Source organism: Streptomyces sp. DH-12 (assembly GCF_002899455.1).
Lineage (GTDB): Bacteria > Actinomycetota > Actinomycetes > Streptomycetales > Streptomycetaceae > Streptomyces.
Window position 1 is genome coordinate 1219225 of record NZ_PPFB01000001.1, and the last position, 19589, is coordinate 1238813.

Genomic DNA, 19589 nt, shown 5'->3' on the forward strand with positions numbered 1-19589 from the left:
CGACGCGGAGCACGCGGCTGCGGGCCAGACCGGCGACAGCCATGCCGACGCAGGACAGGCGGCCACGGGACACGCACCCGTGAACCAGGGCGACGCGAGCCCGGCGGCCGGAGGCCGGGCCGCTCCGTGGCAGGTCCCTGCTTCCGGGCCGGGGGCCGGCCAGGGTGCCGTCCGGGAGGCGGCGGGCGTGAGCGGCGGGGGGAGCCCCGGGCACCCTACGTACCCCGTCCATCCGGCCTACCCCGCCACGCCCTCGTCCGGACGGGGGCGCAAGCTGCGGATCGGGATAGCCGTCGCCGTGGCCGCCGCCGTGCTCGCGAGCATCGGGGTGGGCGTGTACGCGCTGACCGACGACGACGGAGGCCGGACCACCGCGGCCTCGCAGCACGACGACCGCGACGCGCCCGGGGGCGGTCCGGACGACGGGTCCGGGGCGGACGGCGAGGACGACGGCGAGGACGGCGGCGACGGCGACGACCCGCGCCGCGTCGAGAGCGGCTCGGTGACCGACTCGCTGAGCGGGATCAGCCTGCCCGTGCCCGAGGGCTGGTACGGGGAGGAGCTGCAGATCGGCGCCGCGCTGACGTCGAAGGACTCCTACGACTGCCCCGGCGACACCTCGAAGACCTGCGTCAAGGGCGGCGCGTACTCGGCGCCGGCCGTGGTGCTGGGCACCCGCGGCGCCACCGCCGAGGAGGTCGCGAAGGCGGACATCGCCGCGAACGCCGAGGAGAGCTACGGCGGCGAGTCGTACGGGCGGATCACCTCGCACGACGTGCTGGTGTCCAAGGCGGTGACCGTGGCCGGGCAGAAGGGGTACCTGGTCCGCTGGAAGGCGGTGACCCAGGAGGGGTCGGACGGGTTCGTGCAGTCCCTCGCCTTCCCGTCCCCGGCCCGCCCGGACCAGATCGTGGTCGTGCGCTTCGGCGTGGACACCGACCAGCGGCAGACGGTCCTCGACGAGATCACCGAGGGCATCGCGGTGGCCGAAGGCGGCCGCGGCAACGGACAGGACGTCTGACGCCGTCCCGGCGGCCTCGGTCATACGGCCGGGCGGGGCGCCCCTCCGCTCACGAGGCGTCCCGCCCAGCCGGGCGGCCTCCCAGGGCGCTCGGTGACGGGCGTATGGGGACCGTCGGGCCCGGTCGGGACACGGCGTCGGGGGGGGGCGGGTAGGACGGGAGAGGGAGCAGAGGCGCGCGGGGGCGGCGCCGTCCGCGGAACCCGCCGCGCCGCACACACGGACGAGATCGACGTGGAACCGGGACGTCGGCAGGGGCGGCCGCCCGGGGGCGACACAGGCGGCGTCCCCGCCGAGGCCGGGAGCCGCACGGCCCCTCACGTTCCCCGCCGTTTCACCGGGATTCCCGGCCAGGGGTCTCGGGACGGTCTCCGCCCGCGTCAAGGGCGCCGGCGTCCCGTCCGGTGTCAGAGCACCGTCACCTCGTGCCGCACCACCGCGTCGAACAGGTACCCCTGGGTGTTGTGGACGGAGACGTCGGGCTGGGTGCGGCCCGCCGCGTCGGTGGCGCGGGCCAGCAGGCGGGCCGTGCCCCGGACGCGAGGGGTCCAGCTGACGGACCACCGGGTCCACGTGTCGGGACGTGGCCGTTCCAGCAACCGGGCCGGCCGCCAGCTCGACCCGCCGTCGGTGCTCACGTCGACCCGCGCGACCGGCCCCGCCCCCGACCACGAGCGACCTGTCAGCACCTGGGTCCGGCCCGCCCGGAACGTGGCGCCGCTCGCCAGCTCGAAGGCGCTCTTGAGGGTTTGCCGGGTCAGCGGCGCGCTGCCGCCTTCGGGGTGGGCGGACCCGAAGAGCCGGTAGGACGTGGTGTTCCACGGCGAGAACAGCGGCTGCGCGGACACCTCGATGTCGCCGACCCACTTGATCGACGCGATGCCCACCCAGGAGGGCACCAGGACCCGCACCGGGTACCCGTGGTCGGGCGGGAGCGGCTCGCCGTTCATCTCGTAGGCGAGCACGACGTCGTGCAGCGCCTTCGCCAGCGGCAGCGGCCGCCGCACCCGGCCGAGGCTCTCCCCGCCGCTGACGTACTCGGCGTCCAGGCCCCGCGGCTGCACGTCGACGGCGTGGGGGGACAGGCCCGCCCGGCGCAGGACGGTGGACAGGGGGACCCCGCGCCAGCTCGCCACCCCGATCGCGCCGAGCGTCCAGGGGGTGCCGGAGACCGTCTCGCCCTGCTGGGCGGTGTAGCCGCTGCGCCCGTTGCCGGCGCACTCGACGAACGCGGTGCGGGTGACGGACGGCAGCCGGCGCAAGTCGTCGTGGCCGAACTCGACCGCCTTGTCCTCGCCGGGCCCGCCGCGCAGGCCGCTCCCCCACAGCCGCAGCCGCCAGTCGCCCGCGTCGATGCGGGGCGGGGCGGTGTGGTTGCGTACGAAGAACAGGTCGTTGGGGGTGTGGTGGCCGGTGCCGCGCAGGGCCTCCCAGCGGGTCTCGGCGTTGGTGCCGTGGCGGACGAACTTCTCGGGCGGCAGCGGTTTGACGACGGTGTCGCCGTCGGCGGCACGGGCGGGGGCCGGTGCGGACAGGGGGAGCGCGCCGGCGCCTCCGGCCGCGGCGAGCAGGGCGAGCAGGCGGCGTCGGCTCACGCCGTCCGCCCTGGCCTCGCCGGCCAGCCACTGGCGCAGCCTGTGCCGGTCGTAGGCGGTCTCGTCGGGGCGGGATGAGGGCACGGCGGATGACGGCATGACGGCAGTCCTCGTGGTCGTAGGGGCGGTCGTCGCGGCAGCGGAGGAGCGGAGGGGGCGCGGCGGGCCGGGACCGGCGTCGCGGAGGGCCGGCGCCGGAGGAACGGGGAGGCGCGCCGGTTCAGCCGGCGAGGCGGCACAGCGCTGCGGCCACGCGGACGAGGTCCACGGCGCGGCGGCGCGTCAGGGGCTCCAGCGGCGGCATGGCGAGATGCAAGCACGCGCCGTTCGGAGGTGTCAACGCACCGTCAGGTCTGCGCGACCGCTCTTCCGGCGGACTACGGCGGCCCGGGCGGCGATCGGAAGCGTTCAGCATATGAGACGTTCCCCAATTCCCTATAGATTTACTAGGAAAGCCTTGACGGTGTTCACGACGCGTGCGCAGCATGAGGGACATGTCCCCTGTGCAGCAGCGACTCGTACGTCGTCGGCACGTCGACTTCGGTCACGTCGTCAGCGCCGCCTGCTGTCGCGCCTGACGCACGGCCCGCTCGTCCGGCCGTGCACTCCGGCCCGCCTCCCCGGCGTCCACGCACCACCCCGCGTCCGCCGGGCCCCGACACCATTCCGAGGGACGACCGCCATGACCACGGCACTTCCGCACCCGACCGCCTCGCTCCGTCCGCTGCCCGACGCGCGCCGCCTCCACATGGTGGCCGACGGGGCGCGGCGCGACACCGAGGGCCCCGCGTCCGCGCCGCTCGTCGGCTACCTCCTGCTGGTCCCCCAGGGGACCGACCCCCTCGACCTGTTCGTGAGGGACCGGCCACGGCCCGAGTTCCGCCTGGTGGCCGCCGACGTGACCGCCGACGGCGCCGCACCCGTGCGGCAGCCGGCGGACGACGCCGTCCGGATCGACACCGCGCGCCGCACCGCCGAAGTCGACGGACGCGAACTCGACCTGACCTACCTGGAGTTCGAGCTGCTGACGCATCTCGTGGGGCGGCCCCACCTCGTGCAGTCGCGCGAGACACTGGTGGCGGCCGTGTGGGGGTACCACCACGTCGGCGACGGCCGCACCGTCGATGTCCACGTCGCGCGTCTGCGCCGCAAGCTGGGTGCCGCCCACCGGCACCGGATCGTGACCGTCCGGAGCATCGGCTACAAGTACGTCCCCGGCCAGCAGGACAACCCCCGCGCCGCAGCCCGCGGCCGATCCTGAGGAGAGCACCGCCATGTGCCCTGCCGCCGCGCCGGCCCGCCCCGCGCTCTCGCCCGACCCCGTCGCGCACGGCCGGGCGCACTGGCTGCGCGTGGCCCGCGAGGCGGCGGACGACCTGGCCACGGACACCGTGATCCGGGAACAGGCGGGCAAGGCCCCGGTGGACGAGGTGTCCCGGCTGCGTGAGGCGGGGCTGCTGACCCTGCTCACGCCGGCCGGACCGGGCGTGGGCGGCGCTGACTGGGACACGGCGTACGCGGTGGTGCGGGAGATCTCCACGGCCGACGGCCCGATAGGCCGGCTCCTCGGCTCCCACTACTTCCTGTCGTGGAGCGCCCGGTTCTTCGCGGACCCGGGGACGGCCCTGCGGGTGACGGAACGCCCCGCGGCGGAACAGTGGTGCTGGGGCGGCGGGTTCGCCCCGCAGGACCCTCCGCTGACGCTGTCCCGCACGTCCCGGGGCCTGGTGCTCGGCGGCCGTCAGAGCTACCCGACGGGGGTGCTCGTGGCCGACCGTCTCGCCGTACGGGCGGTGCGGGAGGACACCGGCGAACCCCTGGCCGTCGTGGTGGACCCGGTCCGCCGGGGCGTGGTGGTCGACGCGTCCGGCGACACCTTCGGGCAGCGGCTGGCGGGCGGCGGAAGCGTGGAGTTCGACGACGTGCCGGTGGGCGGCGACGACGTCCTGGGCTCGCTGTCCGCGGACGAGGACCACCTGGCCCCCCGGGCCGCGCTGGCCGCGCCCGTCGGGCGGCTGTTCTCGGTGCAGCTGCTGCTCGGGATGGCCGAGGGGGTGCTGGCCGAGGTGCGCGAGTACAGCAGGGCCGGGCGCCGCCCGTGGCAGCCCGTCCCGCCGGCCGGCACGCCCGACGACCCGCAGGTGCTCACCGCGTACGGCGAGCTGACGGTGCTCACCCGTTCCGCGTCCGCGCTGTGCGACCAGGCGCTGGACGCCGTGCGGCACGGGCTGGAGCGCGGCGAGGACCTGACGTACGACGAGTACGCGGACGTCTCCGCGCTGGTGTCCATGGCCGAGACCGCGGCCTCCCGGGCGGCCCAGGAGTCCGCCACCCGCGCGCTCGACATCGTCGGCCCGCGCTCGGCGTCCGCGCGGCTGGGCTTCGACCGGTTCTGGCGCAACGCCCGGACGCACACCCTGTACGAGCCCGTCGCGCACCGGCTGCGCGACGTCGGGGACTACTTCCTCAACGGCGCCCACCCCCCGTTCGTCCTGCCCGCATGACCTCCTGGGAGCCGGGCCGCGGAATCCTCCCCGGACACGTGCCGTGAACTGGTCCACGGGACTCGCCGGACTGGTCGCGGGCCTGGTCATCTCGGTGGCGACCACGCCCGCGGGTGTGTCCGGCGCGGTGTTCCTGCTGCCGGTGCAGCTCAGTGTTCTCGGTGTGCCGAGCCCCGCGGTCACGCCGACGAACCTGCTGTTCAACGTGGTGGCCGGGCCCGGCGCGCTGCTGCGGCACCTCCGCACCGGCCTGCTGCGCGATCCGCTGACCCGCCGTCTGGTGAGCGGCACCCTGCCCGGGGTCGCGGTGGGCTCGGCCGTGCGGGTGTTCGCCGTCCCGGGGGCCACCGTCTTCCGGCTGCTGATCGCCGTGCTGCTGGTGCCGCTCGGGCTGTGGCTGGTCCGCCGCACCCTGAGGCCCCTCCGGCCGGCCGGGGACGCGGAGCCGTCGCCGCGCACCGTGACCGGGCTGGCCCTGGCGGTCGGCGTGATCGGCGGGGTCTACGGCATCGGCGGCGGCTCGCTGCTCGGGCCGCTGCTGGCCGGGCGGGGCATGTCCGTCGCGCGGGTGGCGCCGGCGGCGCTGGCCTCGACCTTCGTCACGTCCGTGGCGGGCGCCTGCGCCTTCGCGCTGTTGTCCCTGACCGGCACCGGTGACGTGGCCCCGGACTGGTACCTGGGGCTGGCCTGCGGGCTGGGCGGACTGATCGGCGGGTATCTCGGCGCGCGGCTGCAGCCGCGGCTGCCCGAGACCGGGCTGCGTCTGCTGCTGGGCTCCCTCGCCACCGCGGTGGGCGCCCTCTACGCCGTGCAGGCGCTGGACTGACCGCCGGCTCCGTCCCCCGACCGCGGGTGGAGGGCGGCACGGGCCGTACGGGATAATGAACGCATGCGGATCTCAGCCAGGGCGGACTACGCGGTACGCGCCGCGCTGCAACTCGCGTCCTCCATGGACGACGGGCCGCTCAAGGCCGAGGCGATCGCCAACGCGCAGGACATCCCGCACAAGTTCCTCGAGAGCATCCTCAACGACATGCGGCGGGGCGGGCTCGTGGTGAGCCAGCGCGGAGGGAACGGCGGGTACCGGCTGGCGAAGCCCGCCGACTCGATCAGCATCGCCGACGTCATCCGCGTCGTGGAGGGTCCGCTGGTCTCGGTGCGCGGAGTCCGTCCGCCGGAGCTGTCCTACTCGGGTCCCGCCGAATCGCTGCTGCCCCTGTGGATCGCGCTGCGGTCGAACGTCCGCCAGATCCTGGAGGGCGTGTCCCTCGCCGACGTGGCGTCCTCGCGGCTGCCCGCCGGAGTGGCCGCGTTGGCGGACACTCCGACGGCCTGGGTGAATCCCTGATTCCACCCTCCTGTCAGGGGTTTCTCACGATGTGAGCGAGTGGCGTCCATCATGTGATCTGCCTCTTGGGGCAAGGGCTGCTTTCTGCCACGATCCCTAGCATCCAGGTAGGAAAACTAGGGATCCTCAGGGGGTGGCTATGACCGCGCGTCCGCACGACGACGCCGCGCGCCCCCTGCTGACTTCGCGCCGCCACATCGACTTCGGCCGCACGTCCAGCGCCATCTGTCAGCCGTCCTGAGGCCCCGCCGGGACCGCGTCCGCGGCCGGCGGCGCACCTCCGCCCGCCCGCCTCACCGCACCCGCGCACCGAGTCGCGGCCCCCTCCCGTTCCGCGAGGCGGGCCCGACGGCCGCGCGAGCACACGCCCCTGAGCCACGCCCGTACGCCGGCTTCGCCCCGAACGCCCTTTCCCGAGAGGACACCTCCGTGTCTGCCGCACGCCCGCTCGCCATCCTGCGCACCGTCGCCGCCATGGCGGCCCTCCCCCTCCTGCTCACCGCCTGCGGCTACGGTTCCGACGCCGAGGACGACGCCCCTCGGGCGGAGGCCGCCCCGGACGCGGAGAAGCTCTCCGCCCCCGAGGTGAGAATCGGCTACTTCCCGAACCTCACGCACGCCACCGCCCTGGTAGGCGTCCAGGAGGGCCTGCTCCAGAAGGAGCTGGGCGGCACCAGGATCAAGGCGTCGACGTTCAACGCCGGGCCGTCCGAGATCGAGGCGCTGAACGCCGGGTCCATCGACATCGGCTGGATCGGCCCCTCGCCGTCCATCAACGGCTACACCCGGTCGGGCGGCGAGAACCTGCGCATCATCAGCGGTTCGGCGTCCGGCGGCGTGAAGCTCGTGGTCGACCCGGACACGATCAAGACCCTGGACGACCTCAAGGGCAAGAAGATCGCCACCCCGCAGCTCGGCAACACCCAGGACGTGGCCTTCCTGCACTGGATCGCCGAGAAGGGCTGGAAGGTCGACGCCCAGAGCGGCAAGGGCGACGTGTCCGTGGTGCGCACGGACAACAAGATCACCCCGGACGCCTACAGGTCCGGCTCCGTCGACGGCGCCTGGGTGCCCGAGCCCACCGCGTCCAAGCTGGTCGCGGAGGGCGCGAAGGTGCTGCTCGACGAGTCCGACATCTGGCCGGACAAGAAGTTCGTGATCACCAACATCATCGTGTCGCAGAACTTCCTCGAGGAGCACCCGGACGTCGTCGAGGCCGTGCTGCGCGGCTCGGTGAGGACCAACGCGTGGATCAACGCCAACCCGGACCAGGCCAAGGCCTCCGCGAACAAGGCGCTGGAGAAGCTGTCCGGCAAGGCCCTGCCGGCCGAGGTCCTGAACCCGGCGTGGGAGTCCATCACCTTCCTCGACGACCCGCTGGCCTCCACCCTCGACGCCCAGGCGGCGCACGCGGTGTCGGCCGGCCTGCTGGAGAAGCCCGATCTGAAGGGCATCTACGACCTGAAGCCGCTGAACAAGGTCCTCAAGGCCGAGGGCAGGCCCGAGGTCGACGACGCCGGGCTCGGCGTCCGCTGACGACGCCCGCGCCCCGACGACACCCCAGGAGGTGACGACCATGGCCACCACGACGGCCGGGACGGCCGAGGACACCACGGCGGCGGTGTACGCCGCACGGGTCGAGCACGTCTCGAAGTCCTTTCCCGCTCCGGGCGCCCCGGGCGGACGGCAGCTCGTGCTGGACGACATCACCCTCGATGTCGCACCCGGCGAGTTCGTCACCCTCCTGGGCGCCTCGGGCTGCGGCAAGTCCACCCTGCTCAACCTGATCGCCGGACTGGACCGGCCGTCCGCCGGCACGATCGGCACGGACGGCCGCCCCGCCCTGATGTTCCAGGAGCACGCCCTGTTCCCGTGGCTGACCGCGGGCAGGAACATCGAACTCGCCCTGAGACTGCGCGGGGTGGGCAAGCCGGAGCGCCGCCGGGAGGCGGAGCGGCTGCTGGAGCTGGTGCGGCTGAGGGACGCCCACGGCAAGCGGGTGCACGAGCTGTCCGGCGGCATGCGCCAGCGCGTGGCGCTGGCCCGCGCGCTGGCCCAGGACAGCCGGCTGCTGCTGATGGACGAGCCGTTCGCCGCGCTCGACGCCATCACCCGGGACGTGCTGCACGACGAACTGACCCGGATCTGGCGGGAGACGGGACTGTCGGTGCTGTTCGTCACCCACAACGTGCGCGAGGCGGTGCGGCTCGCCCAGCGCGTCGTCCTGCTGTCGTCCCGGCCGGGCCGCATCGCCCGGCAGTGGACGGTGGATCTGCCGCATCCGCGCCGCCTCGAGGACGCCGCCGTCGCGGAGCTGTCCGCCGGGATCACCGAAGAACTGCGTGGGGAGATCCGCCGTCATGGCCAGCACTGAGAAAGCCGCCGGCGTCACGAAGGACACCGCCGCGCCCCAGGACCCGGACGATCTCGCGGGCCTGGAGGCCGGTCTCGACGCGCTGGACTCGGCGCGGTCGGTCCGCACCCCGCTGCGCGAGACCCTGCTGCGCAAGGTGCTGCCGCCGGTCACCGCCGTCGCCCTGGTGCTGGTGGTGTGGCAGGTCCTGGTGTGGGCGGAGGTCGCTCCCCCGTACAAGCTCGCCTCCCCCTCCGACGTGTGGGGCGAGGTGCGCGCGGCCTGGCTGCGGGGCACGCTGCTCGACTACATCTGGACGTCCGTCTCGCGCGGCCTGCTCGGCTTCCTGCTGGCGCTCGCCATCGGCACCCCGCTCGGGCTGCTGGTGGCGCGGGTGACCTTCGTCCGGGCGGCCATCGGCCCGGTCCTGTCGGGTCTGCAGTCGCTGCCCTCGGTCGCCTGGGTGCCGCCCGCCGTGATCTGGCTGGGTCTGAACGACTCGATGATGTTCGCGGTGATCCTGCTCGGCGCCGTCCCGTCCATCGCCAACGGCCTGGTGGCGGGCATCGACCAGATCCCGCCGTTGTTCCTGCGCGCGGGGCGCACCCTGGGCGCGACGGGGATGCGCGAGGCCCGGTACGTCGTGATGCCCGCCGCGCTCCCCGGCTACGTGGCCGGCCTCAAGCAGGGCTGGGCCTTCTCCTGGCGCTCGCTGATGGCCGCCGAGATCATCGCCTCCTCGCCCGATCTCGGCGTCGGGCTGGGCCAGTTGCTGGAGAACGGCCGCAACAACAGCAGCATGCCGCAGGTGTTCCTGGCCATCCTGCTGATCCTGTGCGTCGGCATCGCCGTCGACCTGCTGCTCTTCAGCCCGCTGGAGCGGCGCGTGCTGCGCGGGCGGGGGCTGCTGGCCGGCCGCTGACCCCGCCCGCACGGCACGCCGGCTCGGGACCGGTGCACCTCCGCCTCGCTGAACCGGCCGGCCGGCCGGTGCCGCGCAGCCGCGGACGGAGCGGGCGGCCGTCGCCCGGGGCGGTCACCGTGTCGCCGGTCGACGACGGTGACGTCGAGGCCGGCGCGAGCCCCGTGCAGGGCGCGGGCGGCGTCCGCCGTCCCGGCGCCCGTCACCACGACACCGCAGGCCGGCGACTCGCTCACCCCGGTGCTGTCACGTCGCACGGCCGCCGTGCAGGGCGTGGGCGGGCGGCCGTGCCGGGGTTCAGTCGCCGGTGGGGACCACGCGCAGGTGGGAGGCGGCGCGGCGGGCGCCGCGGTCCCGGCCGGCGGCCCGGGGCGCCTCCCGCGGGACGAACGTCACCCGGCGGCACTCCATCTCCTCGAGGACGGACGTGGTCTCCACCAACAGACGGCACTCCGTGGCGCCCCAGCGCGGATCCGGATGCAGCAACGGCCGTACGGAGCCGTCGTGTTCGGCGGCCCGCTCACCCACCGCGCGCAGCCAGTGCGGCAGACCGTGCCGGTAGGCGGCGTCCATGATGGGGTCCTGGGCGATGTCCCGCCGTACGGCGTGCAGCACGGGGTCGTGGGCGTGCCGCTCGACGGTCGCGGCGAAGTCCGCCAGCATGGGCAGACACCAGCTCGCCTCGTGGTCGCCGAGCACCGTGGCGGCGTCCGGGTGGAACAGCACGAAGCGGAGGAAGCTGGCGTCGGGGTGGGCCGTCGGATGCGGCTCCACGCCCTGGAAAAGTGCCCGGAAAGCACCGTTGGTGAGCAGTACGTCCCATCGGTGGTCCACGACCAGCGACGGGAAGGGCACGGCGTCCAGCAGGACGGCGTAGTCCTGCAGATATGCCTGGGCCTCGGGAGTCCCGGGGCCGGGCCGCGGTGCCGGCCGCCGCCCTCCTGCCTGATATGCCATCGGGAGGTCACCCCTCTTGCCTGTGCGGCCCTGACGCGGCGTGCCGATCCTGCTGCCCGGAGGCGTGACATGTCAACTATCGTGGCATTCCGCCACGGTTGACGGCTGAAATTGGCCACAGTTGTGGCGAGACCTGGATGGGAGTTCGCTCCACCGGCTAGTCTCCGTGAGGTTCACGGCAATCGTTGTGAGAAGCCTGTGAGAGACGTAGGAGATCTTTCGGTGACGGGTGGCTTCGAGGGTCCGGGCGCCGCGCCGACGAACGCGCTGCTCTCCGTCGTCGCCCGCGTCACCGCACTCGCCGACCGGCTCGGCGTGGCGCACAGCGAGGTCTTCGACGTGGGCCGGCTGTCCGTGGCGTCCGGAGTCCCGGAGCCCGTGGTGAAGGCGCTGCTGAGCGGGCGGCCCGCGGGCGAGCCCGACGTGCAGGCGCGCTTCCTGCAGCGGCTGGACCTGCTGCGCCGTACGCGGCTGAAGCCGAACGGGCGCAAGTACACGCAGCAGGAGATCGCCGACGGGGCGGGCATGTCCCGGCAGCAGGCCGGCGCGCTGATCAACGGTGACCGGCGGCCCACCATGGAGCACTGCGACGCCCTCCAGCGGTTCTTCCGGGTGCACGCCGGTTTTCTCACCGCCGAGGACCCGGAGGCGCTGGCGAGCGCCCTCCAGCACACCGAGCAGGAGCTGCTGCAGAAGCTCGCGGAGCGGGAGTCGGTCACGGCGGCCGAGGACCCGCTGGAGCGGCTGCTGCAGGACCACGGGGTGCGGGGCATCGCCTGGCGGGCCGCGCAGCTGCCCACCGACCAGCACCGCGACAAGGTCGCGGAGTGGCTGGACATGCTCCTGGAGAGCGTCCAGCGGCCCAAGTCGTGACCCGGGGAGAACTGTGGGCATCGGTAGGGAAATGCGCCGCCTGTGCGGAGAGTTGGTCACGGAGCTGACGCTTCCCGTCCCGGCGCGGCCCGCCGATCTCTACGCCGCCCTGTGCGAGGCGATGAGCCGGCGCCGGGGACGGCCGGTGCTGTTCCGCGCGGCGGCCTTTCCGCCGGGCACGGCGAGCGGGCTGTGGCTGGACATGGCGGACCAGGACCTCGTCGTGGTCGAGGAACGCACGGCGCCGGACCACCAGTTGGTGATCCTGGGCCACGAGCTGTGGCACATGAAGGCCGGTCACCGCGGCCACCACGTGGCGGGCGCGGAGGTCACGACCCGTTTGTGGGGTGCCTCCCTCGACGACGACGTCCTGCGGGCGACCGTGCTGCGGGTCGCCGCGCGCACCCGGTTCGACCTCGCGGAGGAGAAGGAGGCCGAGACGTTCGGGCTGCTGCTGGCCAGCAAGTGCCGGACGTACCTCGCCGGCTCGTCGCTGCGCGGGCCGGTGCAACGGGATCATCTGGCGGGGCGGATCGGGGCGTCGCTGGGGTATCTGGGACCGCAGAGCTGAGGCCGCCGAGCCGCAGCTCTCAGGGCGGGTCGCGGGGTGTCCGGCGTGCGGACGGGGCGGTGGTCCGGGCCGATTGTCAGTGGTGGGCGGCAAGCTGGTGATACGCCCCCGTTCGTGCGGGGGCGTGGGGACCCACGACCACGACACGGGGAGAGCCGAGCGATGCCCACCGCCGTACTGACCGACCGCGAGCGCACCGCCGTCCAGGCCTATCTCAGACTGCTGCACACCGTGCGGGCCGTCTTCGGCGACGACCGGTGCGGCCCGCCGGGGCCGGACGTGCTGCCGGTCGTCCCGCCTTCCGTTCTCGCGGAGGCGGAGACGGCGTTGGAGCGGGCGGGACTGGCGGGGAACGAGGAGTCGTTCTTCCGGATGGTCAGGGGTTGGCGTTCCGAGGGGTAGCCGTCTCCTGGGCGCGGCACGCTTCTTCGCGCGTCGCGTCCGGGGCGGCCCCGGGGACCCGGCGGCCCCGGCGGCCGCAGGGCAGTGGGAGCCGTCATCAGCCGTGCGGGACGGTCACCGCCGTGGTGAGCAAGCTGGCCCCGGCGGCCCAGCGGCCGGTGAAGTGGTCGAGGCGGCGGCCTGAGACGACGGGGCCGGGGACCAGGAGAGCCGCGTGGAAGGTGCCGTCGAGGTGGATCGTGATGTCCGCCTCCGAGAAGTCCAGCCACTTCCGGGTGAGCGGGAACCACGCCTTGTAGACGGACTCCTTGGCGCTGAACAGCAGGCGGTCCCAGTGGATGTCCGGGCGTTCCGCGTGCAGGCGGCTGATCCGCTCCGTCTCCTGCGGCAGGGAGACGGTGGACAGCACGCCCTCGGGGAGCGGGCCGTGCGTCTCGGCGTCGATGCCGACGGACGCCAGGTCGTCGGCGCGGACCAGTGCGGCGGCGCGGTAGCCCTCGCAGTGGGTCATGCTGCCGGTCACTCCGGCGGGCCAGACGGGGGCGCCGCGCTCGCCGGGGACGACGGGCTGCGCGGGTACGCCGAGCTTTTCCATGGCGCGCCGGGCGCAGGAGCGTACGGCGGTGAAGTCGCGGCGGCGCTTCAGGACCGCGCGGGTGAGGACGGCCTCCTCCTCGGGGAACAGCGGGGCGTCCACGCCCTCGTCGCCGTAGGCCTCGACGGCGGCCACTGTCGGCGGGAGCAGGTCCTCGATCACCGGGCCGGCCCCTCCACGGGCAGCATGCGACGCAGCCGCCCCGGCGGTTCCCGCCGTTTGCGCCACTCACGCGGATAGCCCACCGAAACCTCCTCGAAGCGGACGCCGTCCTGCCAGGTCGTCCGGGGAATGTGCAGATGACCGTAGACCGAGGCGTGGACGGGGTACCTGCGGTGCCAGCCGTCGGTCAGCACGGTGCCGCACCACATGGCGAACTCCGGGTACCACAGCACCTCGGTCGGATGGCGGTGCAGCGGCCAGTGCGTGACGGGGATGAGGGGCAGGTCCTCGGGGAGTTCCGCGAGCCGCCGTTCGGTCTCGGCGACGCGGGCCCGGCACCAGTCCTCCCGGGTCGGGTACGGATCGGGGTGCAGCAGGCGCTCGTCGGTGCAGACCACCCCGGTGCCGTACGCGTATTCAAGGCCCTCCTCCTTGGTGGTGCAGCCGGGGGGGAGGAACGAGTAGTCGTAGAGGAGGAAGAGGGGTGCGACGGCCACCGGGCCGCCGGGGCCCTCCCAGACCGGGTACGGGTCCTCGGGGGTGAGCACGCCGAGGTCACGGCACTGCTCGACCAGATGCTCGTAGCGGGCGACGCCGCGCAGGGTGACGGCGTCCCTCGGGTGGGTCCACAGTTCGTGGTTGCCGGGCGTCCAGACGACGCGGGCGAAGCGGCCGGCCAAGGTCTTGAGGGCCCAGCGGACGTCCTCCACCGTCTCCGCGACGTCACCGGCCACCAGCAGCCAGTCCTCGTCCGACTCGGGCCGCATGCCCTCGACCAGGTCGCGGTTCTCGGCATAGCCGATGTGCAGATCGCTGATGGCCCACAGCTGAGGGCCGTCTCCACCCGTCACCATCCTCGTCGCCCCTTCAGCAGCCGCCGGACCTCACCACGAGATCACATCCGTCCCGCCGGAACAACCGCGGACCACCACCCGGACGTGGTATCAGGGCGACTCTTCTTGGTCGTATGATCTGCCCGACACCACCGCCATGGACACGTGTTTCCCGTACGGCGGTTCGGTGACAACTCCCTACGTCATGCCCGGGCACGGGCCGCTGAGCCCTGCCCGCACACCGTTGAAAGGCGGCCTGCATGGTCTCTCGCGTACGCGTCTGGCTCAACCGCACGTACGCGGAGAACGTGTTCTTCATGGATCAGCTGCGGCGAAATCCCAGCGACCGGGCCGTCGAGATCCACGCCACTCACGGCGACCCCGACTCCCCCGTGCTCGCCGCGGCCGACACCGCCGAGCTGGAGCCGGAGGACCTGTCCCCGGCGGCGTACGTCGAGTACGCGCTCACCCAGTGCGCGCGGCGCGGGATCGACGTGTTCGTGCCCCGGCTGCACCAGGCGGCGATCGTCGCGCACCGCGCCGAGTTCGAGGCGGCCGGGACCGCGCTGCTGGCGCCGCCGCCCGAGGCGGTGGCGGTGTTCGAGGACAAGGTGGTCGCCTACCAGGCGGTCGAGTCGATCGGTGTGCCGGTGCCGCCGTGGTGGCGGGTCCGTGACGCCGACGAACTCCTCGCGGCTGTCGAGGAGTTGGAGCGGCTCGGGCACCGGGCGTGCTTCAAGCCCGCGTCCGGCGCGGGCGGGGTCGGCTTCCGGGTGATCACCCGCGAGTCCTTCTCGCTGTCCCAGCTGAGCGGCTTTCCCGGCCCGCGGGTTCCCCTCGGCCTGGTGCTGGAGGCCCTGCGGCGGGCCGACGAGCCGGTCGACTGGCTGGTGATGCCGCGCCTGGAGCAGCCCGAGGTGTCCGTGGACTGCCTGACCGGCACGGACAACCGCGTCCGGCTGGCCGTCGGGCGCACCAAGCACGGCCGGAGGCGCGGTTTCACGTTGCACGAGCAGTGGCTGGAGCCGGCCCGGCGGATCGCCGAGGGCTTCGGTCTGCACCACCTGTCCAACATCCAGTTCCGGATGCTCGGCGACCGCCCGGTGCTGATGGACGTCAACACCCGGCCCGCGGGCGGGCTGCACCAGCTCTCGCTGTGCGGGGTGAACGCGCCCTGGGCCGCGGTGCGGCTGGCGCTCGGCGACGACCCGGGCGAGATCACCCCGCCGTTCCTGGGCCAGGACTACACGGTGGTGTCCGGTCCGCGCCCGCTGCTCCCGGTGACCGTGCCGCGGCAGCGGACCGGCTCACCCGCGGCCACCGGCCCGCTGGACGCGCTGCCGGCGCCGGCGACGCCCGTCGAGCCGCGGACGGCGTCGGGAGCACTGCACTAGCGGCCGGTTCGCCGCCGCAGCGGCCGGTGACGGCCGGCGGCCGGCGTCCTTCCGGGAATTCCTCGAAGAAAATTCCCGCCAGGGTGTATCAGGCCCCGGGGTGCGGGCTCTTGATGGTGAACGGCGACTGGGGAAGCCGCCGGGGGGAGCACGGGGGACCGGGGGGAGCTCGGGTCGGTCGGCCGCTGTCACGGGGGGCGACCGGCCGGCCCGAGGCCGGCTTGCCTCTTGTCAGCCGAGGTAGGCCAGTCCGGGGTGGACGGCCGTGTAGGCGTCGACCAGGCGGCGGGCCACGCTCACCGAGTCCACCAGCGGGTGCAGGGCGAAGGCCTTGACGGCGGTGGTGCGGGATCCCGACCGGGCGGCGGCCAGCACCTCGCGTTCCACGGCCTTCACGGCGCAGACGAGACCGACGGCGTGACCGGGCAGCGGGTCGACGGCGACGGGGTGGGCCCCGTTGGCGTCCACCAGGCAGGGCACTTCGATCACGGCGTCGTCGTCCAGCGGTGAAAGGGTGCCGCGGTTGCGGACGTTGAGGATCAGGGTGGTGCGTTCGTCCCGGGCGATCGCCCGCATCAGCGCGAGCGCCACCTTCTCGTAGCCGCCGGACAGGTCGTCCGCCTCGCGTTCGCCCGCGCCGGCCGCCTCCCGGTTCTCGCTCATGTAGGTGGCCTCCCGCTCGGCGCGGGTGCGGTCCCACAACTCCAGGGCGGAGACGTCCGGGTCGGCCGTCCCGGCGTAGAAGCCCTCCTGCTGGTCGCGCAGGAAGGCGCCGCGGGTCCTGTGCGCCTGCTGGTAGGCGTGCACGGCCTCGCGGTTGAAGTAGTAGTAGTGCAGGTACTCGTTGGGGATCGCGCCCAGCGAGCGCAGCCAGTCCGCGCCGAAGAGCCGGCCCTCCTCGAACGAGCCGAGCAGCGCGGCGTCGCCGAGCAGGCGCGGCAGTCGGTCCTGGCCCGCCACGCGCAGGCCGCGCACCCAGCCGAGGTGGTTGAGGCCGACGTAGTCGATCCAGGCTTCCTGCGGACGTGCGCCGAGCACCCGGGCGATGCGGCGGCCGAGACCGACCGGTGAATCGCAGATGCCGATCACGCGGTCACCGAGGTGGGCGGACATGGCCTCGGTGACCAGGCCCGCCGGGTTGGTGAAGTTGATGACCCAGGCGTCGGGGGCGAGGCGGGCCACCCGGCGGGCGATGTCGACGGCGACGGGGACGGTGCGCAGACCGTAGGCGATGCCTCCGGCGCCGACGGTCTCCTGGCCGAGCACGCCCTCGGCGAGCGCCACCCGCTCGTCGTTCGCCCTGCCCTCCAGGCCGCCGACGCGGATCGCGGAGAAGACGAAGTCCGCACCGCGCAGTGCCTCGTCGAGGTCCGTGGTGGCGGTCACCTCGGGCGCGTCGGGCACCCCGGCGGCCTGCTCGGCCAGCACCCTGGAGATCGCCCGCAGCCGCCCGGCGTCCACGTCGTGCAGCACGACCCGGGTCACCCGCCCCTCGGCACGGTCCGTGAGCAGCGCCCCGTACACCAGCGGCACCCGGAACCCACCGCCGCCCAGAATCGTCAGCCTCACATCCACACCTTCCCGCAGCCACGGCCCGCCCCCGACCCTACTCGCGCTCCGCCCGCCCCTCGCGCCCGGCGGTCCGGGGCTCCGCGGGAGTCGCGCCTTCCCCCGCCTGGCGCGCGGGGCCGGCCCCGGGAACCACGGGTCTCCGCCCGCCCCGGCCCGGTTTCCCCTGTTCGCGCCCATTCGAGAGGTGAACTCCCCTGCCCGGCAAGCACTTTCACGGTCACACCTCTTGACGCCGGAGAGACCCCGGAGCACATTGGCGTGATCGTGAGAGCGCTCTCACGAGCAGTTCCGGACGCTCCGGGCAGACACCCCCACAACCATCGGCACCGAGAGGTCATCCCCCACATGAACGTCACCTCCGGCACCCCCCGGTCCCCCCACGCACGGCGGCGGCTCAGGCGCACGCTCGTCGCCCTCGCGGGCGCCCTGGCACTCGGGGCCGGCGCCCTCACCCTCACCAGTCCCTCCGCCAGCGCCTCCGTGCCGCCCCCGCCGTCGGGGTGGACCCAGGTCTTCGCCGACGACTTCGACGGCCCCGAGGGCAGCGGAGTCGACACCGGCGACTGGCAGTACGCCACCGGCACCGGTTACCCCGGCGGCCCCGCCAACTGGGGCACCGGCGAGATCGAGACGATGACGTCCAGCCCGGACAACGTCTCGCTCGACGGCAACGGCAACCTGCGCATCACCCCTCGGCGCGACGGCGCCGGCAACTGGACGTCGGGCCGCATCGAGACCGCCCGCGACGACTTCCAGCCCCCGGCCGGGGGCAAGCTGAGGGTCGAGGCCCGCATCCAGGTGCCGAACGTCACCGGTGACGCCGCCAAGGGCTACTGGCCCGCGTTCTGGATGCTCGGCGCCCCCTACCGGGGCGACTACTGGAACTGGCCCGCCGTCGGCGAGCTGGACATCATGGAGAACACCCAGGGCATGAACACGGTGTTCGCCACGATGCACTGCGGCACCTCGCCGGGCGGCCCGTGCAACGAGACCAGCGGCATCGGCGGTGAGACCACCTGCCAGGGCACGACCTGTCAGGCCGGTTTCCACACCTACCGGATGGAGTGGGACCGCTCGTCGGACGTGGAGGAGATCCGCTTCTCCCTCGACGACGACACCTTCCACACCGTCCGGGAGGACCAGGTCGACGCGGCGACCTGGTCGAACGCCACGGACCACGGCTTCTTCGTCATCCTCAACGTGGCGATGGGCGGCGGTTTCCCCGACGCGTTCGGCGGCGGCCCCGACGCGGGCACCGAGCCCGGCCACTCGATGCTCGTGGACTACGTCCAGGTGCTGACCGCCTCCTAGCCCGCCGGCCCCACGCCCCCCCCCGCACCCGGCCCTCCCGGCCGCCGACGAGGGCTCCGCGCGCCCCGCGCGGAGCCCTCGTCGGCGTTCACCCCGCACGCTCAGCGGCGCCGCGCGGAACGGGGCCGGGGCGGTGTCCGTGCGCTGCCGTGCGCGAGGAGCCGCTCGGGAGCCTCCAGCACCCTCCGCGCGTCGATGAACGCCGTGGACGTCCCCCCGGTGGCGGCGCGCACCACCCGGGCCAAGGCGGCCGGGAACAACCGGGGGCGTCGGCGTACGCGCTGACGCCGTGGTCGGCTGCCGGGGTCCGCTGGACCGGCGGGGGGCGCAGCACGGCCGTGTGCGGGCTCAGCGGCAGGGTGACGGCGTCCTCGCACTCACGGCGCGGCCGGTCCCGACGCGGCGCGGAGTGCGGCGAGCCGGGCCGCATCAGCGGCGGCCGGTCGTAGCGGCAGGGGTCAGCGGCCCCGGCGGTGGCGCGGGGCAGGAAGCCGGGCTGCATGGCCAGGACGGTTCCGCGGTACCCGGCGTCCCGGGAGGAGCGGTGGACCTGCCGGCCCCGCAGACGCTCCGCTCGACGCTCGACCAGGAAGGGAAGGGTCTCATTCCGCCGCCGTCGCCCCGCCCGCCGTCCGGGTGCCGTCGTCACCCTCCTGGGGGAATCCGCCCGTCATGCCTCCCCCGGCCGTCGCACATCCGTCGGGGGCCGCCGGACGGGGGCGCCCAGCGCCCCCTTTCACCGCGGGCGGGCACACCGGAATCTTCGTGCGGATAAGTCAGACTTTTACTTGTGAACGCGCTGCGGAGTTCCTTTCGCCCGGATCGAGGGCACCGCGAGAACGAGCACCCGCACGGGTGACCTGCACGACCGGCCGCCCGGAATCGACGGACGCCGGGCGCGGTTGACGCGAGCGCGGGAGAGAAGGAGATCAGAGTGGTCCGCACCATGTGCGACAGAGTGTTCGATCCGCCCGGAGGGTCCGGAGCAGGCGCACAGCCGCCGCCACGGGGGTGCACCGGGGTGAAGGACCCCGCGGACGAGGACACCCTGTAGAGGGAGGACCGCTCCGCGGCGGCCGGGAGCACGTACGACGTGGTGGCGCGGCAGCCGGGAACCCGGACAGGGCGAGGTTCGTGGACGCCGGGTCGTGGCCGCGCCAGGCGGCGGCGACGGCG

At 73.9% G+C, this 19589-nt stretch carries 18 protein-coding genes and 1 pseudogene; 14 read left to right on the forward strand and 5 right to left on the reverse strand.

Annotated elements, in window-relative coordinates; translation table 11 throughout:
- The first annotated feature begins 79 nt into the window (after positions 1-79).
- Positions 80-1021 carry a hypothetical protein gene (locus C1708_RS04450; protein ID WP_241911416.1) on the forward strand — a complete coding sequence of 314 codons (942 nt, stop codon included), beginning with the start codon at positions 80-82 and terminating at the stop codon, positions 1019-1021.
- Between the two features lie 407 nt (positions 1022-1428).
- On the opposite strand, the gene C1708_RS04455 is transcribed toward C1708_RS04450, so the two are convergent.
- Positions 1429-2715, reverse strand: coding sequence for a sulfite oxidase (locus C1708_RS04455; protein ID WP_106411410.1), 1287 nt, complete (start codon positions 2713-2715; stop codon positions 1429-1431).
- 583 nt (positions 2716-3298) lie between these two features.
- Between C1708_RS04455 and C1708_RS04460 the strand changes: the two genes are divergently transcribed.
- The 8 genes from C1708_RS04460 (at position 3299) to C1708_RS04490 (ending at position 9743) form a co-directional block, all read left to right on the forward strand.
- On the forward strand, positions 3299-3877 hold the full coding sequence (locus tag C1708_RS04460) for a winged helix-turn-helix domain-containing protein (protein WP_106411411.1): 579 nt from the start codon (positions 3299-3301) through the stop codon (positions 3875-3877).
- 13 nt (positions 3878-3890) lie between these two features.
- Positions 3891-5120, forward strand: coding sequence for an acyl-CoA dehydrogenase family protein (locus C1708_RS04465; protein ID WP_106411412.1), 1230 nt, complete (start codon positions 3891-3893; stop codon positions 5118-5120).
- Positions 5121-5163: 43 nt separating this feature from the next.
- A complete protein-coding gene (locus C1708_RS04470) occupies positions 5164-5946 on the forward strand; it encodes a sulfite exporter TauE/SafE family protein (RefSeq protein ID WP_106411413.1) in 783 nt (260 codons plus the stop codon).
- Between the two features lie 63 nt (positions 5947-6009).
- On the forward strand, positions 6010-6468 hold the full coding sequence (locus C1708_RS04475) for an RrF2 family transcriptional regulator (RefSeq protein ID WP_106411414.1): 459 nt from the start codon (positions 6010-6012) through the stop codon (positions 6466-6468).
- Between the two features lie 139 nt (positions 6469-6607).
- Complete coding sequence (locus C1708_RS35780; protein WP_342210877.1) at positions 6608-6709, forward strand: putative leader peptide; 102 nt, start codon at positions 6608-6610, stop codon at positions 6707-6709.
- A 233-nt stretch (positions 6710-6942) separates the two neighbouring features.
- Complete coding sequence (locus C1708_RS04480; RefSeq protein ID WP_106416149.1) at positions 6943-8004, forward strand: aliphatic sulfonate ABC transporter substrate-binding protein; 1062 nt, start codon at positions 6943-6945, stop codon at positions 8002-8004.
- 40 nt (positions 8005-8044) lie between these two features.
- Positions 8045-8842, forward strand: a complete 798-nt coding sequence (locus C1708_RS04485) for an ABC transporter ATP-binding protein (protein ID WP_106411415.1) — start codon at positions 8045-8047, stop codon at positions 8840-8842.
- Positions 8829-9743, forward strand: a complete 915-nt coding sequence (locus C1708_RS04490; RefSeq protein WP_106411416.1) for an ABC transporter permease — start codon at positions 8829-8831, stop codon at positions 9741-9743. Before C1708_RS04485 ends, C1708_RS04490 begins: the two co-directional genes overlap by 14 nt.
- Before the next feature lie 297 nt (positions 9744-10040).
- Here the strand turns inward: C1708_RS04490 and C1708_RS04495 are convergent, their stop codons facing one another.
- On the reverse strand, positions 10041-10700 hold the full coding sequence (locus C1708_RS04495; RefSeq protein ID WP_106411417.1) for an MmyB family transcriptional regulator: 660 nt from the start codon (positions 10698-10700) through the stop codon (positions 10041-10043).
- Positions 10701-10922: 222 nt separating this feature from the next.
- Between C1708_RS04495 and C1708_RS04500 the strand changes: the two genes are divergently transcribed.
- The 3 genes from C1708_RS04500 to C1708_RS04510 all read left to right on the forward strand — a co-directional run bounded on the left by C1708_RS04500 (position 10923) and on the right by C1708_RS04510 (position 12546).
- Complete coding sequence (locus tag C1708_RS04500; protein WP_106411418.1) at positions 10923-11573, forward strand: helix-turn-helix domain-containing protein; 651 nt, start codon at positions 10923-10925, stop codon at positions 11571-11573.
- 31 nt (positions 11574-11604) lie between these two features.
- Positions 11605-12144 carry a toxin-antitoxin system, toxin component gene (locus tag C1708_RS04505; protein ID WP_106411419.1) on the forward strand — a complete coding sequence of 180 codons (540 nt, stop codon included), beginning with the start codon at positions 11605-11607 and terminating at the stop codon, positions 12142-12144.
- Between the two features lie 162 nt (positions 12145-12306).
- On the forward strand, positions 12307-12546 hold the full coding sequence (locus tag C1708_RS04510; RefSeq protein WP_106411420.1) for a hypothetical protein: 240 nt from the start codon (positions 12307-12309) through the stop codon (positions 12544-12546).
- Between the two features lie 97 nt (positions 12547-12643).
- Here C1708_RS04510 and C1708_RS04515 read toward each other — a convergent pair whose 3' ends face one another.
- Positions 12644-13303, reverse strand: a complete 660-nt coding sequence (locus tag C1708_RS04515) for a 4'-phosphopantetheinyl transferase family protein (RefSeq protein WP_106411421.1) — start codon at positions 13301-13303, stop codon at positions 12644-12646.
- The gene (locus tag C1708_RS04520; RefSeq protein WP_106411422.1) at positions 13300-14157 is read right to left on the reverse strand and encodes a metallophosphoesterase family protein; all 858 of its coding nucleotides are present in this window, start codon (positions 14155-14157) and stop codon (positions 13300-13302) included. Before C1708_RS04520 ends, C1708_RS04515 begins: the two co-directional genes overlap by 4 nt.
- Before the next feature lie 239 nt (positions 14158-14396).
- Here C1708_RS04520 and C1708_RS04525 point away from each other — a divergent pair, with 239 nt between their 5' ends.
- Positions 14397-15530 (forward strand): ATP-grasp domain-containing protein, encoded by a 1134-nt coding sequence (locus C1708_RS04525; protein ID WP_106411423.1) that lies wholly within the window; start codon positions 14397-14399, stop codon positions 15528-15530.
- Between the two features lie 231 nt (positions 15531-15761).
- Here C1708_RS04525 and C1708_RS04530 read toward each other — a convergent pair whose 3' ends face one another.
- Positions 15762-17099 carry a 6-phospho-beta-glucosidase gene (locus C1708_RS04530; protein WP_106411424.1) on the reverse strand — a complete coding sequence of 446 codons (1338 nt, stop codon included), beginning with the start codon at positions 17097-17099 and terminating at the stop codon, positions 15762-15764.
- A 348-nt stretch (positions 17100-17447) separates the two neighbouring features.
- Between C1708_RS04530 and C1708_RS04535 the strand changes: the two are divergent.
- Positions 17448-18410, forward strand: a pseudogene (locus tag C1708_RS04535) (glycoside hydrolase family 16 protein); the annotation flags it as partial.
- Positions 18411-19589 lie beyond the last annotated feature (1179 nt).

Bases quoted from the DNA above. Each gene is read 5' to 3' on its own strand.
- C1708_RS04455 (WP_106411410.1), bottom strand. From the start codon at position 2,715: ATGCCGTCATCCGCCGTGCCCTCATCCCGCCCCGACGAGACCGCCTAC.
- C1708_RS04460 (WP_106411411.1), top strand. From the start codon at position 3,299: ATGACCACGGCACTTCCGCACCCGACCGCCTCGCTCCGTCCGCTGCCC.
- C1708_RS04465 (WP_106411412.1), top strand. From the start codon at position 3,891: ATGTGCCCTGCCGCCGCGCCGGCCCGCCCCGCGCTCTCGCCCGACCCC.
- C1708_RS04475 (WP_106411414.1), top strand. From the start codon at position 6,010: ATGCGGATCTCAGCCAGGGCGGACTACGCGGTACGCGCCGCGCTGCAA.
- C1708_RS35780 (WP_342210877.1), top strand. From the start codon at position 6,608: ATGACCGCGCGTCCGCACGACGACGCCGCGCGCCCCCTGCTGACTTCG.
- C1708_RS04480 (WP_106416149.1), top strand. From the start codon at position 6,943: ATGGCGGCCCTCCCCCTCCTGCTCACCGCCTGCGGCTACGGTTCCGAC.
- C1708_RS04485 (WP_106411415.1), top strand. From the start codon at position 8,045: ATGGCCACCACGACGGCCGGGACGGCCGAGGACACCACGGCGGCGGTG.
- C1708_RS04490 (WP_106411416.1), top strand. From the start codon at position 8,829: ATGGCCAGCACTGAGAAAGCCGCCGGCGTCACGAAGGACACCGCCGCG.
- C1708_RS04495 (WP_106411417.1), bottom strand. From the start codon at position 10,700: ATGGCATATCAGGCAGGAGGGCGGCGGCCGGCACCGCGGCCCGGCCCC.
- C1708_RS04505 (WP_106411419.1), top strand. From the start codon at position 11,605: ATGCGCCGCCTGTGCGGAGAGTTGGTCACGGAGCTGACGCTTCCCGTC.
- C1708_RS04510 (WP_106411420.1), top strand. From the start codon at position 12,307: ATGCCCACCGCCGTACTGACCGACCGCGAGCGCACCGCCGTCCAGGCC.
- C1708_RS04520 (WP_106411422.1), bottom strand. From the start codon at position 14,157: ATGGTGACGGGTGGAGACGGCCCTCAGCTGTGGGCCATCAGCGATCTG.
- C1708_RS04525 (WP_106411423.1), top strand. From the start codon at position 14,397: ATGGTCTCTCGCGTACGCGTCTGGCTCAACCGCACGTACGCGGAGAAC.